The organism is Rhizobium sullae (genome assembly GCF_025200715.1).
Lineage (GTDB): Bacteria > Pseudomonadota > Alphaproteobacteria > Rhizobiales > Rhizobiaceae > Rhizobium > Rhizobium sullae.
The window spans coordinates 2,160,075-2,174,253 of the sequence record NZ_CP104144.1; the positions used below are offsets into that span (position 1 = coordinate 2,160,075).

The 14,179-nt window shown below is 61.6% G+C and carries 18 protein-coding genes; 2 read left to right on the forward strand and 16 right to left on the reverse strand.

Annotated features, from left to right (window positions below; genetic code table 11):
• Window positions 1-175: 175 nt before the first annotated feature.
• The 7 genes from N2599_RS31105 to N2599_RS31135 all read right to left on the reverse strand — a co-directional run bounded on the left by N2599_RS31105 (window position 176) and on the right by N2599_RS31135 (window position 5,620).
• Window positions 176-808: a hypothetical protein gene (locus N2599_RS31105; RefSeq protein ID WP_027509247.1), complete on the reverse strand. Its 633-nt coding sequence runs from the start codon at window positions 806-808 to the stop codon at window positions 176-178.
• Window positions 808-1,683, reverse strand: coding sequence for a lanthanide ABC transporter permease protein PedC (pedC, locus tag N2599_RS31110; RefSeq protein ID WP_100770565.1), 876 nt, complete (start codon window positions 1,681-1,683; stop codon window positions 808-810). Before pedC ends, N2599_RS31105 begins: the two co-directional genes overlap by 1 nt.
• Window positions 1,680-2,459, reverse strand: coding sequence for a lanthanide ABC transporter ATP-binding protein PedB/LutE (gene pedB / locus N2599_RS31115; protein ID WP_027509245.1), 780 nt, complete (start codon window positions 2,457-2,459; stop codon window positions 1,680-1,682). Before pedB ends, pedC begins: the two co-directional genes overlap by 4 nt.
• A gap of 43 nt (window positions 2,460-2,502) precedes the next feature.
• Window positions 2,503-2,988 carry a cupredoxin domain-containing protein gene (locus tag N2599_RS31120; protein ID WP_027509244.1) on the reverse strand — a complete coding sequence of 162 codons (486 nt, stop codon included), beginning with the start codon at window positions 2,986-2,988 and terminating at the stop codon, window positions 2,503-2,505.
• A gap of 41 nt (window positions 2,989-3,029) precedes the next feature.
• Window positions 3,030-4,007 (reverse strand): YVTN family beta-propeller repeat protein, encoded by a 978-nt coding sequence (locus N2599_RS31125; RefSeq protein ID WP_027509243.1) that lies wholly within the window; start codon window positions 4,005-4,007, stop codon window positions 3,030-3,032.
• Window positions 4,008-4,026: 19 nt separating this feature from the next.
• The gene (gene pedA1 / locus N2599_RS31130; RefSeq protein WP_244914729.1) at window positions 4,027-5,265 is read right to left on the reverse strand and encodes a lanthanide ABC transporter ABC transporter substrate-binding protein PedA1; all 1,239 of its coding nucleotides are present in this window, start codon (window positions 5,263-5,265) and stop codon (window positions 4,027-4,029) included.
• Window positions 5,266-5,326: 61 nt separating this feature from the next.
• Window positions 5,327-5,620, reverse strand: a complete 294-nt coding sequence (locus tag N2599_RS31135; RefSeq protein WP_143534101.1) for a hypothetical protein — start codon at window positions 5,618-5,620, stop codon at window positions 5,327-5,329.
• Between the two features lie 196 nt (window positions 5,621-5,816).
• On the opposite strand from N2599_RS31135, the gene N2599_RS31140 reads away from it, so the two are divergent.
• Together N2599_RS31140 and N2599_RS37975 are read left to right on the forward strand one after the other, a co-directional pair.
• Entirely contained in the window at window positions 5,817-6,413 is a 597-nt protein-coding gene (locus N2599_RS31140; RefSeq protein ID WP_051336497.1) for a VOC family protein, read from the forward strand.
• Between the two features lie 111 nt (window positions 6,414-6,524).
• On the forward strand, window positions 6,525-6,767 hold the full coding sequence (locus N2599_RS37975; protein ID WP_027509240.1) for a hypothetical protein: 243 nt from the start codon (window positions 6,525-6,527) through the stop codon (window positions 6,765-6,767).
• Window positions 6,768-6,821: 54 nt separating this feature from the next.
• Here N2599_RS37975 and N2599_RS31150 read toward each other — a convergent pair whose 3' ends face one another.
• The 9 genes from N2599_RS31150 to ccoN are packed head-to-tail and all read right to left on the reverse strand — an operon-like array spanning window position 6,822 to window position 13,935.
• Window positions 6,822-6,953 (reverse strand): hypothetical protein, encoded by a 132-nt coding sequence (locus tag N2599_RS31150; RefSeq protein ID WP_260308507.1) that lies wholly within the window; start codon window positions 6,951-6,953, stop codon window positions 6,822-6,824.
• A 42-nt stretch (window positions 6,954-6,995) separates the two neighbouring features.
• Window positions 6,996-7,202, reverse strand: a complete 207-nt coding sequence (gene ccoS / locus N2599_RS31155; protein ID WP_037141422.1) for a cbb3-type cytochrome oxidase assembly protein CcoS — start codon at window positions 7,200-7,202, stop codon at window positions 6,996-6,998.
• On the reverse strand, window positions 7,199-9,454 hold the full coding sequence (locus N2599_RS31160; RefSeq protein WP_027509239.1) for a heavy metal translocating P-type ATPase: 2,256 nt from the start codon (window positions 9,452-9,454) through the stop codon (window positions 7,199-7,201). The genes ccoS and N2599_RS31160 overlap by 4 nt, the downstream gene beginning before the upstream one ends.
• Window positions 9,451-10,278, reverse strand: a complete 828-nt coding sequence (locus tag N2599_RS31165; RefSeq protein WP_027509238.1) for a DUF2189 domain-containing protein — start codon at window positions 10,276-10,278, stop codon at window positions 9,451-9,453. Before N2599_RS31165 ends, N2599_RS31160 begins: the two co-directional genes overlap by 4 nt.
• Window positions 10,279-10,289: 11 nt before the next feature.
• Window positions 10,290-10,469 (reverse strand): hypothetical protein, encoded by a 180-nt coding sequence (locus tag N2599_RS31170; protein ID WP_027509237.1) that lies wholly within the window; start codon window positions 10,467-10,469, stop codon window positions 10,290-10,292.
• A gap of 8 nt (window positions 10,470-10,477) precedes the next feature.
• Entirely contained in the window at window positions 10,478-11,359 is an 882-nt protein-coding gene (gene ccoP, locus N2599_RS31175) for a cytochrome-c oxidase, cbb3-type subunit III (RefSeq protein WP_027509236.1), read from the reverse strand.
• Window positions 11,350-11,520, reverse strand: coding sequence for a CcoQ/FixQ family Cbb3-type cytochrome c oxidase assembly chaperone (locus N2599_RS31180; RefSeq protein WP_027509235.1), 171 nt, complete (start codon window positions 11,518-11,520; stop codon window positions 11,350-11,352). Before N2599_RS31180 ends, ccoP begins: the two co-directional genes overlap by 10 nt.
• A gap of 17 nt (window positions 11,521-11,537) precedes the next feature.
• Window positions 11,538-12,290, reverse strand: a complete 753-nt coding sequence (ccoO, locus tag N2599_RS31185) for a cytochrome-c oxidase, cbb3-type subunit II (protein WP_027509234.1) — start codon at window positions 12,288-12,290, stop codon at window positions 11,538-11,540.
• Between the two features lie 4 nt (window positions 12,291-12,294).
• The gene (gene ccoN / locus N2599_RS31190) at window positions 12,295-13,935 is read right to left on the reverse strand and encodes a cytochrome-c oxidase, cbb3-type subunit I (protein ID WP_037141419.1); all 1,641 of its coding nucleotides are present in this window, start codon (window positions 13,933-13,935) and stop codon (window positions 12,295-12,297) included.
• Window positions 13,936-14,179 lie beyond the last annotated feature (244 nt).

Below are 14,179 nucleotides of genomic sequence, written 5' to 3' on the forward strand. Positions count from 1 at the left end.
TTCACAAGGTGCCCGATGGGAAGCCGGCAGTGAGGATACGCGGGTCACAAAGACGCGTCAATCATTCCGCGAGGAACTGCGCCACCTCTGGAGAGTGCCGCGGCCATGTTGACATGCCCCCAGTGTCATATCCTGCCTGAAGCAATTCTAGAAACAGGGACCCGGCCACCAGCTGTCATTTCGCCTCGAGCGCCTCCGCGATCGTCTTGGTAAGCGCATACAAACGCTGTTCGATCAGCGTCGGGACCTCGCAGACGAAGGTCAGCGACTGCGCACGCTCCTGAAAAACACGTGTCTGGAACATGAGCCGGTCATTGCGCAGCGCGACCTCGTTCGGATCAGCATCGGGCTTTGCCCGAAGGGCGTCGACCGCGGAGGCCTCCTGACGCAAGAGTGTTGCCATGTCCCTCTGCCGGTGGGCATACCGCGCAATGCCGGAGATGACGTCAGATCGCTCCCGGTTCATATGATCGAACAGCCCCCGCACAAGCATGGCCATGCGGTTCTTCCTCTCGCCCTCCGACAGGCTTTCCTCAAAAGCGCTGATCTTTTGCTGCGCTTCCGGCAACGAAACGCGGCGTGCCGAAAGCTCCTGCACCAGCGCAGCGATGGCCGCATCTTTGGACCAATCGGCGGCCGTTTGCGGCAGCTCGGGGCCATTCCAGATCTGACCGAGCGAAAGCAGTGGCACCTTGCGCTGGATACACGGCCAGTCCGGATCGTTACCCTGCGCGGACAAGGCGGGCCACGAGACGATTGCGCCAAGTGCGACGGCGGGGAGAATGTATGTCGGAGATCGCCACCCCATCAGGTATTTCCTCCCGTGTCCTGCCTGCGGCTGAGCAAGCCATTCGATGGATCATAGGCAAGAATTGCGCCCCCGAGAAACAGCGCCGTACATCCGATCACGACGGCAAGCGATCCCCAATCGATCTGTCCATAAATGGCGAAGCGAACCAGCTCGACCGCATAGGTGAACGGATTTGCGAGGCAGATCTTGTGGAGGAGCGGGCTCGATTCCTGGATACGCCAGAGCGGATAGAGCGCGGGCGAGGCAAAATACATCGGGAAGATCACGAAGTTCATGATGCCCGCAAAATTCTCGAGCTGCTTGATCATCGACGACAGGAGCATGCCGAGCGAGCAGAGCATCATGCCTGACAGGAACAGCGCGGGCAGAACCAGCAGGTAGCCGACCGGCGGCGGTTTGACACCCCAGAACCATGCAATGGCCAGGAAGGCATAGACCTGCATGATCGATACCGCAACCCCTGCAAGCAGCTTGGAGACCAGCAGGAACCAGCGTGGAAACGGGCTGACGAGCAGGGTCCGCATGTTGCCCATCTCCCGGTCATAGACCATGGAGAGCGATGACTGCATGCCGCTGAACAACAGGATCATGCCGCACAGGCCAGGTGTGATGTAGACCTCGTAGAGCACGTAGGTCTTGTAGGGTGGGATGATCGAAACACCGAGCACCTGGCGAAATCCTGCGGCGAACACGAAAAGCCAAAGCAGCGGGCGAACCAGCGAGGAGATGAAGCGCTCACGCTGGTTGAGGAAACGAAGGCCTTCGCGATATAGAATTCCCTTCAGACAAATGAGATGCTGACGCAAGCTGAAGCCGCGAGTTGAGGCAGGATCAGCAGGAATTGTGCGTGGATCACCTTGGAATGCCATCATGGTGCTCCTTCCGCCGGAGCGAGCCCGGTTAAGGCGACAAATGCCTGGCGAATGCCGTCTGTACCAGCCGATCGGACGACGTCGTCCACGGTACCGTCCGCCAGTACCCTCCCCTTGTGGAGGATGACGACATTGTCGCCCTCTTCAACCTCATCGATCAAATGAGTCGCCCAGAACACGCTGATACCATCGGCAGCCACAAGCTCACGGATGGTCGCAAGGATCTCTGCGCGCGACTGTATGTCGAGCCCAACGGTTGCCTCGTCGAGCAGCAGCAATGGCGGCCGGTGCAAGAGTGCGCGTACAATCTCGATGCGCCGCATCTGCCCGCCGGAAAGGCTACGCGCCTTGTCGTAGAGCCTGTCGCTCATGTTCACCTGGGCAAGCAGTGTTTTAATCCGCTCCATAGCCTGTTCGCGGCCGATTCCATGCAGCGAGGCGTGGTAGGAAAGGTTCTGGTAGACGCTGAGGTCGAGATCGAGCGTCCGCGCCTGGAACACGATACCGAGGCGGCGCAGCGCTTCGCCAGGCTCCCGGCTGATATCGTGGCCAAAGATGCGGATCGAGCCTTGGCGGGTGTTGTAGAGATGGCTGATCAGCGAAAGCAGCGTGGTCTTGCCGGCCCCGTTAAGGCCAAGCAAGACTGTAAAATGGCCTGCCGCGATCGAGAAGGAAACGCCGGACAAAGCCTGCTGCTTTCCATAGAAATGGCTGACCTTCGAAACGTCAAGTGCGGCGGGCAGGCTCACCCCATCGTTCGCATTCACATGCTGCATGGCGCCGTATCCTCCCACCTGAAAAACCCCAATCCTCCCTGTCCTATTTGATGGTGATCGTTCCTTTCATGCCCTTGTCGGCCAGATCGGGAACGGACCACCTGTACGTGCCAGGCCGGATCGTCGTGAATTGCACCTGCATCGTGCCTTCTTTATCGAATTCCAGCCACGCAGGCGCGCCGTTCATGTGAACCTCCAGATCGTTGATGACGATCTGGTTCATCCAGACATTGCGGAAAAAGTCCGTGGCAAACTTGTATTCGAGCCCCGCTGCCGACGTAATTTTCCAGCGGTATCCCTGCCCGGCGATCAGTTCGAAATCCTTCTGATTGACGGTGAAACTGTCGGCGGCCGATCCGAGGATTAGTTCAGGCACATCCTTGCTGGCACGGGTCACCTTCTGAGCGGCGGCCGGAGCGGCTGCGGTATCGTCATCATCGTTGTCATCTGCATCTTGTGCAAAGCCTGGAACCACCAACAAGGCTGTTCCAACGAGCACAGTCAGCGCGATGGCCTTATATTTCTGCATATTTTCCTCCCTTTGATTATCAGAAATGCCTGCGCAACCAGTCAGTTCGGGGACACGACGACACCCCAGGGCAGCGACCCGACAGTCACGGATTGAACCGGCTCATCGGTCGCGACATCGATGAACGTGATGTCGTTGGACACCCCGTTTGTGCTGATGATCGCCTTTTGGTCGGGGGTGAAGGCAAGTTGCCAGACCCGCTGCCCGACCAGCACATATTTTTCGACCTCGTAGGTCTGCGCATCGACCACTGCGACACGATTGGCAGGACCGAGCGCGACATAGGCCTTCTTGCCATCGGCGGTGATGCGCACGCCCACCGGCTGAATCGCTTCCGATCGCAGGCCGGGTATCTCGAAGGTGATCTTGTGCTTCACTTCCCGGCTGGTGTTGTCGATGACGGAGACGGTACCGCCGATTTCGGCGCTGACCCAGACCTCCGAATTGTCCGGCTTGAACTCGGCGAACCGTGGCCTGGAATCGACGAGAACATTGTGGGTGATCTCGTTGGTTTCCGTATCGATGAAGTGCGCCATGTTGGTCGTTTCGGAGGTGTTGACCATGGACTTTCCGTCCGGGCTGATGCCCATGCCCTCGGGTTCGACGCCGACCGGCACTTCGGCCCGCACCTCTTTGCTTTCAAGATCGATGACCGTGACGAGATTGTCGTCCTCGTTGGCGACATAGAGCGTCTTTCCATCAGGCGACAGGACGAACAACTCCGGATCAGGCCCGGACGGCAGCGATCCGACGATCTCGTAAGTCGTCGTATCGATGATCTCGATCGTGTCGTCGTCGCTTGCGCAGAGGTAGATGAACTTGCCATCGCGTGAAATGGTGATGCCGCGCGGCCGCTGGCCGACATCAATCGTGCGCAGCACTTCCTTCGTCTGCGAGTCCACCACGCTCACCGTGTTGTCCTTCTCGTTGGAGACATACACCATGTAGGCACAAGCAGGTGCCTGCAGGCCGGCCGCCACGACAAATCCCAAGGTCAGAAAAGTCAGTCTTCGGTGCATCTGGCTTTCTCCAATGAAGCTATTTCAGCGTACATCGGGTTTCCGGCTGATCGACACCGAGCGTGTCGAGTTCGGAAACCTGGTGCAGAAACCCCTCTTGCGGTGACGTCGACACCACGGAACGCCCGTCTCCGAGGAAGATCGGCTGGCGCAATTGCCAGTTCCAGTTCCGGAAGGTCAGCTTCTGTCCCTTAAAAGCCGCAATCGAAAAATCATCGGCGCGGATGAAGGCGGAAATCTTCCCGGGGTCAGTACCTTGCGTGCGCGTCGCCGCCTCGCCGACAATTCTTGCCGCAGTCCACGCGGCCATGTCCTTCGACAGCATGCGCCTGCCATTCGTCTTGGCGAAGCGGTTCTGGATCTGGGTGCCGCCCCATTGCTCGCTTGCCGGATGCCAGGCGGATGGCATGAGGCCGGCCGTTCCGGCAACAGGGCGCGGGATCCATGTGCGGAATGGTACGTAGGTGCCGAAGACCTCGCTTTCGTCGGCCACGAGCAACACGTCGTAGTCGGGAAAATCCTGCGTGAAGACCGGCATTTGCCGCTGAATCTGGACCACGCCGGTATCCGTCCGCCGCGCCGTGCCGGTGTCGATAAACTCCTTTTCCGCGACGATCTCGCCGCCGAAGCGCATGGCGGCGCGCCGCAGCGCGTCGGCAAAAAGCTTGTCCGGCGCATGGGAGCCGAAAACCAGCACCCATCGACGCCACTGTTTCCAAATCAGATACTGCGCCAGCCCGTCGGCGAGCATGGTGCGGGTAGGCGCAGTGTGAAACACGTTCACCCGGCACTCCTCCTCACGCAGACTGTCGTCGGTGGCGCCGACATTGAAGATCAAAACGCCCCGTTCGCGAGCCAGATCGGCGATCGACAGAAGCTGGCCGGCTGACAGGTCCGCGAGAACATAGAGAACACCTTTCGATATCATCTCGTTAAAACCCGGAACGATGTCAGCATCGGGCCTGACCTCGGCCACGTCGAGCGAAAACGTTTGTCCAAGAAAGGACCCGGTGGTGTTGTTGTCGCCGATCGCCACCTTCGCGCCCGCAACGCCTTCGTCGCGCGGCGGTACATCCAAGACGGAAAGCGCCAGCCGGGGTGCATAGGCGCGAAGATAGCCCAGCCGGATCTGCGAAACCTGCTGCTGGGATTTGGCCGGCTTGTTGACCGGAGCGGAAGCGGGTTCATCCGCAACGGCGCTAGACGGGCCGAAAGGCGCAAGAAAAGCCACGACAAACAATATGAGGACATTAGGCACCGTACATCCCACACGATGAGCAGAATGCTTCAGTTCCGACGAAAACCGGATCTGTGCAATTCTAAGGTGCCGCCGTCAGCTTAAACGACATACTTTCGATTTCAAACTGAAAATTTAACGGCGTCACCGCGCCGCCCTGCTTCGGACCAGAACCTGCGTGGCCTGGTCTGTATCCGCGCCCGATCGGCTCCACGTGTGTGCAGGAGCGAGACGAGACGTTCTCGTTGGATTCGATCTTGGTTTCGTCGCGGCGGTGAATGAGCCCATCCTTCAAGGCCGGATGCGACGCCACGTCCGCCATCCCGAAGTCGCGACAAATGCAGAGCTCCCAATACTTGAGGCGGTCAAGGTCCAAGCGCTCGTCGTTTCGGTTGGCGGTTGGGCAAACGGGTGGTGGTGCATATGAGACAGGCGGTCGCGTATTGTGTTTCAACTGAAAGCAGATTCCTGCCCTCCTGAAATCAGAATGCAACCTCCCTCCCGAATTCTCGCGCCCGCCGTCGTTCGTATCTGATCGACGACGGAATTGAATAAACACGGAGGTTGTCACCATGACTGGGAAGCACGCCAAAACCGGGGTGATCGTCGTCGATCGATCCGATCCCGCCATCGTGCCGGCGAAGAAAACAAATGGGCCGAGCGGGCCACAGATCGTCGGTCTCCGTCACGTCGGCATGGTCGCCGAAAACCCGGCTGCGCTTGGACGATTCTATCAGGATACCCTGGGGCTTCAGCTGGTCGGCGGCAGTGGCGAAGAAAACCCGTTCGGCGCCAGCGCCTTCCTGACCAGCGATCCAGCCGAAGATTCTCATCAGATCGCTATCTTCACCGATCCTGCCTTGCGCCACGTCGCATTCAAGGTCGCTACATTGGCCGACCTGCGTGCCGCATACCATCGCATCGTCGACATGGGGCTGGCGATCAAGATGGCCTTCAATCACGGCGTATCGCTTGCGTTCTATTTCGAAGACCTTGAGGGGAACCTCGTCGAGGTCTACTGGGCAACCGGCATCGCCCTTGGCCAGCCTTATGGGGATCCGCTCGATCTGACGCTGCCCGAAGAGGCTTTGCGGCGAGATATCGAGCGCGTGGCGCGGCAGGCAAATGCGTTTGGTCCTCTATCTGCGCCATCCACATCAGCGCCATAGCGCGGAGCTACTCTCCCCGTTCATCCCTGCCATTCAATTCACACCTGAAGAGGAAATAGCAATGACGAAACCGCTATCGCTACCGCGCGCCCTTCTGCGCCCGGCGACGACATGACGGACGTCTGGCAGTCCCATATGGTCGATCTCATCTCACGGATCGTCGGAGAAGAACGCATCGTCGACGAATTTCTGTTCTCTTTCATTCACGACAGCGAGATGGCGTGGATCTTGCCCGGCGTCGAGCCGACCGGCTGGCTGGTGAACATCCCGGTGTCATCGCGTCGGACTTGCACGGTCGCCCGTGGGGACGTTTCGGAGTTTCCATGTGTTGCTTTTATCATAACGCGTTATTGATGAGGCGGGCGCGACGGGCATCAGGCAGTCGAAACCAAAAGCGATCGCCGGCAGTTAAAATAATGCGGAAGCAATCGCGAGAAGGCTCACGGCTAGCGCAGCAAGACTGGGGATCATGACGGCGACGCCGGAAACCAACGCCAGCGCGGCTACCCAATCGAACGGCCTGTCAACAGACCTGATCATGACAGCTTCCCTTCTTTCTGTCCTTTAAACGAACGATGTCGATCAGACGTATGTTCCATGTCCTCTGCAGCCCTCGCCTTTCCGCTTCTTGTCACGAAGGGGAGCGTCCGCGGCATTGGGTAGCAGCACCCTTTCCGCCGCTCCGTCGAGATCGTCGTACTGGCCGCTGCGTATCGACCACAGGAATGCCATCAGGCCGACGACACCCATTCCCAAGGCGATTGGCACGAGATACACGAGATAGTTCATCGGGCAGCCTCTTTGAGATCAAGCCCACGAATAGCCTTGGGCCGCCGCCGGGACGAAACCTTGTCGCCCGAAAGGCGCAAGGCATTGCCGACAACGAGGATCGATGACGTGGACATCGCGACCGCCGCCATGAGAGGCGTGACATGGCCCGTGATAGCAACAGGCACGACCAGAACATTGTAGCCGACGGCAAGGGCGAGGTTCTGCCGCACCAGTCCGGCGGCGGCACGCGCAACGCCTATCGCTTGCGGGACAGCTTCCAGGCTCCTGCCCAGGAAGACGAGATCGGCGGCGTTCCGCCCGATATCCGCGGCCGACGAGGGCGCCATCGAGACATGCGCGGCAGCGAGCGCCGGGGCATCGTTCAACCCGTCGCCGACCATCAGGACGTGGTGGCCGGCCGCCGCCAACTCCGTCAGCCGCTTGACCTTATCTTCGGGGATGGCGCCGTGGCGATGTTCGGTGATGCCCAGCACAGCGGCAACCTTGCCGACCTCCGCGGGACGGTCGCCGGAAAGAACCTCAGTTGCCAGTCCGTCGGCTGCCAGCCTTTGGACCGCGGTCCCGGCGCCGGGGCGCGTTTCGTCGGCGATTGCGAACCAGCCCGCCGGCTGGCCGTCGCGCAAAAGCCATACGTCTGCCTGTTTCGAATCCTCGAATGTGCCCTTGGAGACCCATTCCTTGCGTCCCAGCCTATAGACGGTTCCGCCGATACGGCCTTCGATTCCGTAACCCGGAATCTCGCGGAAATCCTCGACCTCGGCCTCGGCTGGCTGTAGCGCCGTGACGGCCCGCGCTGCCGGATGCCTCGACAGCGCGGCAAGCCCGGCCGCGGCGGCCAGATCCCACGGCGCGACGGTGTGCTCGATGACGCGGGCGACTCCGGTCGTGAGCGTCCCCGTCTTGTCGAAAACCACGGTGTCGACCTCGGCGAGCCGCTCCAGCGCGCTGCCATCTTTGAGCGTGATGCCGAGGTCGAACAGCCGGCGGGCGGCCATGACCTGGACCATGGGCACTGCCAGGCCCAGCGCACATGGGCAGGTGATGATGAGGACCGAAATCGCCACTGTGATCGACCGATGCCAGTCGCCCGTCTGCAGCATCCAGGCGGAGAAGGTCGCCAGTGCGAGCAGATGGACGATGGGGGAGTAAAGCGCTGCCGCGCGGTCGGCGATGCGGCGGTAGCGTGCACGGCTGTCCTCCGCCGCCTCCATCAGTCTCACCATGTCGGCAAGGAAGGAATCCTGTTCCCTCCTGTCGACCCTGACTGTCAGCGCGCCATCGACGCTCATCGTTCCGGAAAGAACGATGCTCCCGGGATGCGCGCTTTCAGGCGCGGACTCGCCGCTTGCCACCGAAACGTCCAGGTTCCCCGTGCCCGAAACGACCGTTCCGTCGACAGGTATACGGTCGCCCGGCCCCACGAAGACGATCTCTCCCGGTTCGATCTTCGTCAATTCGCGGAACTCGCGGCTTCCGTCCGCCCCAATCACTGTCGCGCCCCGCGGCAGCAGGCGGGCAAGTCCGGTGACGGCAGTCCGCGCCTTCTGCCGCATCGCGTGATCCAGCGTGCGTCCTGCCAGGAGAAAGAAGATCAGCGACGTGACGGCGTCGAAGTAGGCGTGCGGTCCTCCGGCAATGGTGTCGTAGAGGCTCAGTCCCAGTGCGAGCAGGATACCGACGGAGATCGGCAGATCCATGCTGGCCGTCCGCTTCCTCACCGCATTCCACGCCGAAACGAAGAACACCCGTCCGGAATAAGCAACAGCGGGTATGGCCAGCAGCGCAGAGATCAGGTGGAAGGCATTCCGTGTCCCAGCGTCCGCGCCCGACCAGATGGACACGGACAGCAACATGATGTTCATGGCGGCGAAGCCCGCGACCGCCGTCGCTCGCAGCAGCCGGGACATTTCTGGATCGCGTCCACCGTCCCCCGTCTCTGCAAGACAAGCGTCGTATCCGAGGTCCCGCAATGCCTCGATCATCGGAGGCACTTGGTCCTCGGCCCTCCACCTGACGGCGACGCGCCGGGACGTCAGGTTCAATCGTGCCGCCACGACGCCGTCAAGGCGCTGCAGCGCGCCCTCGATCGCGGCAATGCAGGCGGCGCAACGCGCCTGCGGCACCGAGAGGTCCGTCTGGAACATGCCATCGCCGAGGTCGCGGCTCGCGAGTACGATTTCGCGCGCGGAAATTTCTCGCGGCGGCACGAGCAGCAAGTCGGCTTCGGTTCCCATCGCACAGCAGCTCATTGTCCTGGCTCCTCGGAACGTGCCACGGCCCTGTAGGCATGCCAGGTGGCGTGGCCCAGCAGAGGAAAGAGAACGATCATCCCGATGAGGCCCGTTGCGACGCAGGCTGCAAAGAGCACGAGCAGCATCGCCCCCCAGGCGACCATCGGCGTGAGGTTATTCCACACCACCTTCATGCTCGAACCCATAGCGGTCAGCGCATCGACACGCTGATCAAGTAGCATCGGCACCGAAAAGACGCTGACGGCAAAGGCAAAGGCCGCAAAAAGGCCGCCAATTGCCGTCCCGACCACCAGCATCGTCCAGCCGTAGGCCGTACCGAACAGCATGCCGGCAATGTGGTCGAGGCCGGGGAATGCTGTCACCCCGAAAAACAGGGCGTAGAGGAGCACGGCGGCCCGCATCCACAAAAGCACGAGCATGAAGAGGAGCAGGCCGGCGAAGAACACCTGCGCACCGGCACGGGGCCGTACAAGCAACATCGAGCCGAAGCCGATCTGTCGGCCCTCTTCGATCGACCGGCTCTTCTCGTAGAGGCCGATTGCCAGAAACGGGGCAACGATCATGAAGGCCGCTAGCGCAGGAAATAGAATGTAGTCGAGCCCAAAGGCGACGAGCATCCAGACGAACGCGACGGAAAGAAGGAAGACGCCTATTCCGTATGCCAGGCTCGAAGCCGGCCGCGTCCACAAATCCCGCCAGCCCGCTGACAGCCAACGGAGCCCCTCAAGGACGGGCAGCCCTCGCTGAAGGCGGGGATCCCGCGTTTCGCCAATGCCCGACGTCTCGCTCAGCAGCCAGTACGACTTGTCGCTCTCGCCCATCTCGTGTCTCCTCAGCATGCCGGCTTGGCAGCACGATAGCCGTGACCATCGCCCACTGACTTCGAATGCTCGACGCATTCAGGCTGCGACTGGATTGCCACGTAGACCAGGTGCGCATTGGCCGCGGCCACGAGAAGCAGCCCTGCGGGGACCAGCGCCCAGAGGAGCCACTTCGTTCGGGATCTCTTCATGCGTCCGGTCATGGCTGTTGCGTCCCCAGGTCGTGGACGTAGAGCGCCAGCGTCCGGATCTCGGCGGTCGTCAGCCTCTCGTCCCAGGTCGGCATGTGGCCCTGGCGCCCGCCGTGCACGGAGGCGATGATCGTGTCCAGGTTACCGCCGTAGATCCACGTGGAGTCGGTGAGGTTCGGAGCGCCCACGTCGCTTTTTCCCTTGGCGTCTTCGCCGTGGCAGGCGGCGCAGGTGGCGATGAACACTTCGCGCCCGGCCTCCAGGCGGTCGACGTTTGCCGGCGTCGAGTAGTCCGAGTGGGACAGCGAATAGACATAGGCGGCGACGCTTCGGACCTGCTCGCGGTCGAGCATCTGATCGCGCCCGAAGGCCGGCATCTGCCCGATCCGGCTTTCCGCATGCCGGGTGTTGATGCCGACGCGCATCGTCTGCTCGATAAGCTGTGGACCTCCGCCCCAGAGCCAGTCGTCGTCTGTGAGGTCGGGGTAGTTCGCCCGCCCCTTCCCGTCCCTGCCGTGGCAGGCCGCGCAATTGTCGCCGAAGAGCTGCCGTCCGGTATCGCGCACGGTCTGCATCAGCGCTTCGTCGGAGAGAATGGTGTCGTAGGGCTCTGTCGCGATGCGGCTCATCCAGCCGGACCGGCTGCGCTCGGCCTCGACGACCTGAGCCTCGACCGTGGTCTTCTGGTCGATGCCAAAGAGCCCCTTGGTGTAGGTCGTTCCGAGCGGCCAGGCCGGCACGAAGAACCACCAGGCAATGGCCCAGATGTGGGTCACGATCAGGAAGATGAGAACGCCGCGCGGAACGGGGGTGTCCAGTTCCGTGATGCCGTTCCACTCGTGGCCGGTCGTCTCGCGGCCGGTGACAGGATCGCGCTCACTCACTTCCATGGCGTGTCGTCCCGCTCGAGGATGCTGTGCTTGGCCCGGTCGAAGCGCGTCCGGTTCGACGGCCAGAAGGTGTAGACGAGCACGCCGACTGCAAGGGCGATCAAGTAGAGCAGTCCCCAGCTCTTGGAGAATGCGACGACGGTGTCGTGGTCCAGGTCCATGTGACAGTCCTCCGCCTTCAGTTTCCGGGATCCGGTTTCTTCTCGGGAGCCGCGGTATGTTCGTACGCGGCATTGGTCAGCCGTCCCAGCACCTGGAGATACGCGACGAGCGCGTCCATCTCGGTGACGTGCGTCGTGACGCCGTCGAATGCGCTCACCTGCGTCTCCTCGCCGTAGCGCTCGGTAGCTCCCGCGGCAAAGTCCGTGTCGGGAGTGGCCTGGCCGTAGGCGTCCCGCGCTGCGTTTTCCACCATCTCGTCGGTGTATCGAACGCCAAGGGCCTGCTGCACCGCGAGGTGCTGTGGCAAATCCTCCATCTTCAGCGGGTTCCGCGCCAGCCAGCGATAGGCGGGCATGTTCGATTCTGGGACGACGTCCCGCGGGTTGGTGAGATGGGCAACGTGCCAGAAGTCGGAATACTTTCCGCCGACGCGGGCAAGATCCGGGCCTGTCCGCTTCGAGCCCCAGAGCATCGGGCGGTCATACCGGGATTCGACGGCCAGCGAATAGGGGCCGTATCGCTCCACTTCGTCACGGAGTGTGCGGATCATCTGGCTGTGGCAAGCATAGCATCCCTCGCGGATGTAGATGTTGCGCCCGGCGAGCTCCAGAGGCGTATACATCCGCATGTCCGGCGCCTCTTCGACCGTCTCGTCGATGGTGAAGAGAGGGGCGATCTCGACGATGCCGCCGACGCTCGCAGCCGCAATAATTGCGATCACGAAGCCGATCGCCGAACGCTCGAGCTTGCGGTGGAAGAGTTCTGGCATGTCGTCACTCCCCCGCTACGGCGGTGGGGACGACGGGCGTATCCCCTTCATGCGCCACGGCAAGCTGCGCGGACCGAACCGTCATCCAGATGTTCCAGCAGCCGACGATGGCGCCGAGAAGAAAAAGCAGGCCTCCGAAAGCGCGGGCGATGTAGTACGGATACATCGCCACCAGGGAATCGACGAACGAATAGGCAAGCGTCCCCTCCCCGGTATAGGTCCGCCACATCAGGCCCTGGATGAGGCCGGAGTTCCACATCGCGAAGACGTAGATCAGCGTTCCGGCGATCGCCAGCCAGAAATGCACCTCGACGAGCGCCGCCGAATACATACGCTCGCGCTTCCACAGGCTAGGCACCAGTGTGTAGAGCGAACCGAAGGTGATCAGCGCGACCCATCCGAGCGCTCCGGCATGGACGTGACCGACCGTCCAGTCCGTGTAGTGCGACAGCGAGTTCACCGGCCTGATGGCGAGGAACGATCCCTCGAAGGTGGAAAGCCCGTAAAATACCGCGGCCGCCATCATGAAGCGCAGCGTCGCGTCGTCTCGAACCCGGTGCCAGGCGCCGTTGAGCGTCAGCAGCGCGTTGCCCGCCGACGCCCAGGACGGCACCAGCAGCATGACCGAAAAGGTCATGCCGAGCGTCTGGACCCAGTGTGGAAGTGCCGTGTAGTGCAGGTGGTGGGAACCGGCCCACATGTAAAAGAAGGTGATGCCCCAGAAGCTCAGGATCGACAGCCGGTAGGAGAAGATCGGCCGCTGCGCCCGGACCGGCAGGTAGTAGTAGAGCATTCCGAGGAAGCCGGCCGTCAGGAAGAAGGCGACGGCGTTGTGTCCGTACCACCACTGCACCATCGCGTCCTGGACGCCCGGCCATATGGTGTAGCTCTTGGCGTGTCCCAAGGAAACCGGGAGGGCGAGATTGTTGACGATGTGGAGGATCGCGACGACCAGGATGAACGCCATGAAGTACCAGTTGGCGACATAGATGTGCGGCTCCTTCCGGCGGGCGATCGTTCTGATGTAGAGCACGAGATAGGTGACCCAGACTACGACAAGCCAGATGTCGGCGTACCATTCGGCTTCCGCATATTCCTTGGACTGGGTGATACCCATCAGGTAGCCTGACACGGCCAGCACGCAAAACAGGTTGTAGCCGAAGAGCACGAACCAGGGACTGAGCTGGCCCGCCAGCCGCGTCCGCGAGGTGCGCTGGACGACGTGGAAGGAGGTAGCGATCAATGCGTTGCCGCCGAAACCGAAGATGACGCCTGTGGTGTGCGTCGGCCTCAGGCGACCGAAACTGGACCATCCGGCGTCGAATGCAAGATCCGGCCAGGCGAGCTGCGCCGCCACCCAGACTCCCATGAACATCCCGAACACAGCCCAGGCCATGGAAAGCACGATGCCGATCTTGATGGGATCGTCGTAATATGACGCCTCTCGGTCCTCAACTGCTTCAGGCTCGAAGAGCGACGACATGACGAGGTAGAGGAGGACGCCGGAAAACAGCATGACGATCACGCCGTGGACCCCGAGGACGTCCGACCGGCCGGCCGCTGCCATCGTTGCGCCGGCTATCGCGACGGCAATCGCGATGGCGAAGGCGCTCTGGCGCTCCGAGATCGTAAGCTGCGTGATCATTCTTTATCCCCCGCGCGGTGCAATTCACCACGCGACCTCTCGCAACCGCCACGGACGTTGGAAGCGGCTCCCACACAAGTAAAGTGTGTGTGCATACGATATCGGCAAGGTGCAGCCGTCGAAGACTTTGGCACCCCCTGTCGGCCGGTGAGGTGGGAGGAATGCGCGGTGCGCCCCGCGAGACGTGGAAACGACTGGAGGCAAGAATATGAGAAAGAGCAATTTCGCATTGAGGCTGCAACCC

Excerpts from the sequence above, each read along its gene's own strand:
- N2599_RS31150 (WP_260308507.1), bottom strand. The coding sequence starts at position 6,953 with ATGATCAGGTCTGTTGACAGGCCGTTCGATTGGGTAGCCGCGCTGGCG.
- N2599_RS31180 (WP_027509235.1), bottom strand. The coding sequence starts at position 11,520 with ATGGACCTGGACCACGACACCGTCGTCGCATTCTCCAAGAGCTGGGGA.
- N2599_RS31170 (WP_027509237.1), bottom strand. The coding sequence starts at position 10,469 with ATGAAGAGATCCCGAACGAAGTGGCTCCTCTGGGCGCTGGTCCCCGCA.
- pedB (WP_027509245.1), bottom strand. The coding sequence starts at position 2,459 with ATGCAGCATGTGAATGCGAACGATGGGGTGAGCCTGCCCGCCGCACTT.
- N2599_RS31165 (WP_027509238.1), bottom strand. The coding sequence starts at position 10,278 with ATGGGCGAGAGCGACAAGTCGTACTGGCTGCTGAGCGAGACGTCGGGC.
- N2599_RS31140 (WP_051336497.1), top strand. The coding sequence starts at position 5,817 with ATGACTGGGAAGCACGCCAAAACCGGGGTGATCGTCGTCGATCGATCC.
- N2599_RS31105 (WP_027509247.1), bottom strand. The coding sequence starts at position 808 with ATGGGGTGGCGATCTCCGACATACATTCTCCCCGCCGTCGCACTTGGC.
- ccoS (WP_037141422.1), bottom strand. The coding sequence starts at position 7,202 with ATGAACTATCTCGTGTATCTCGTGCCAATCGCCTTGGGAATGGGTGTC.
- ccoN (WP_037141419.1), bottom strand. The coding sequence starts at position 13,935 with ATGATCACGCAGCTTACGATCTCGGAGCGCCAGAGCGCCTTCGCCATC.
- pedC (WP_100770565.1), bottom strand. The coding sequence starts at position 1,683 with ATGATGGCATTCCAAGGTGATCCACGCACAATTCCTGCTGATCCTGCC.
- N2599_RS31160 (WP_027509239.1), bottom strand. The coding sequence starts at position 9,454 with ATGAGCTGCTGTGCGATGGGAACCGAAGCCGACTTGCTGCTCGTGCCG.
- ccoP (WP_027509236.1), bottom strand. The coding sequence starts at position 11,359 with ATGGAAGTGAGTGAGCGCGATCCTGTCACCGGCCGCGAGACGACCGGC.
- ccoO (WP_027509234.1), bottom strand. The coding sequence starts at position 12,290 with ATGCCAGAACTCTTCCACCGCAAGCTCGAGCGTTCGGCGATCGGCTTC.
- N2599_RS31120 (WP_027509244.1), bottom strand. The coding sequence starts at position 2,988 with ATGCAGAAATATAAGGCCATCGCGCTGACTGTGCTCGTTGGAACAGCC.
- N2599_RS31125 (WP_027509243.1), bottom strand. The coding sequence starts at position 4,007 with ATGCACCGAAGACTGACTTTTCTGACCTTGGGATTTGTCGTGGCGGCC.
- N2599_RS37975 (WP_027509240.1), top strand. The coding sequence starts at position 6,525 with ATGACGGACGTCTGGCAGTCCCATATGGTCGATCTCATCTCACGGATC.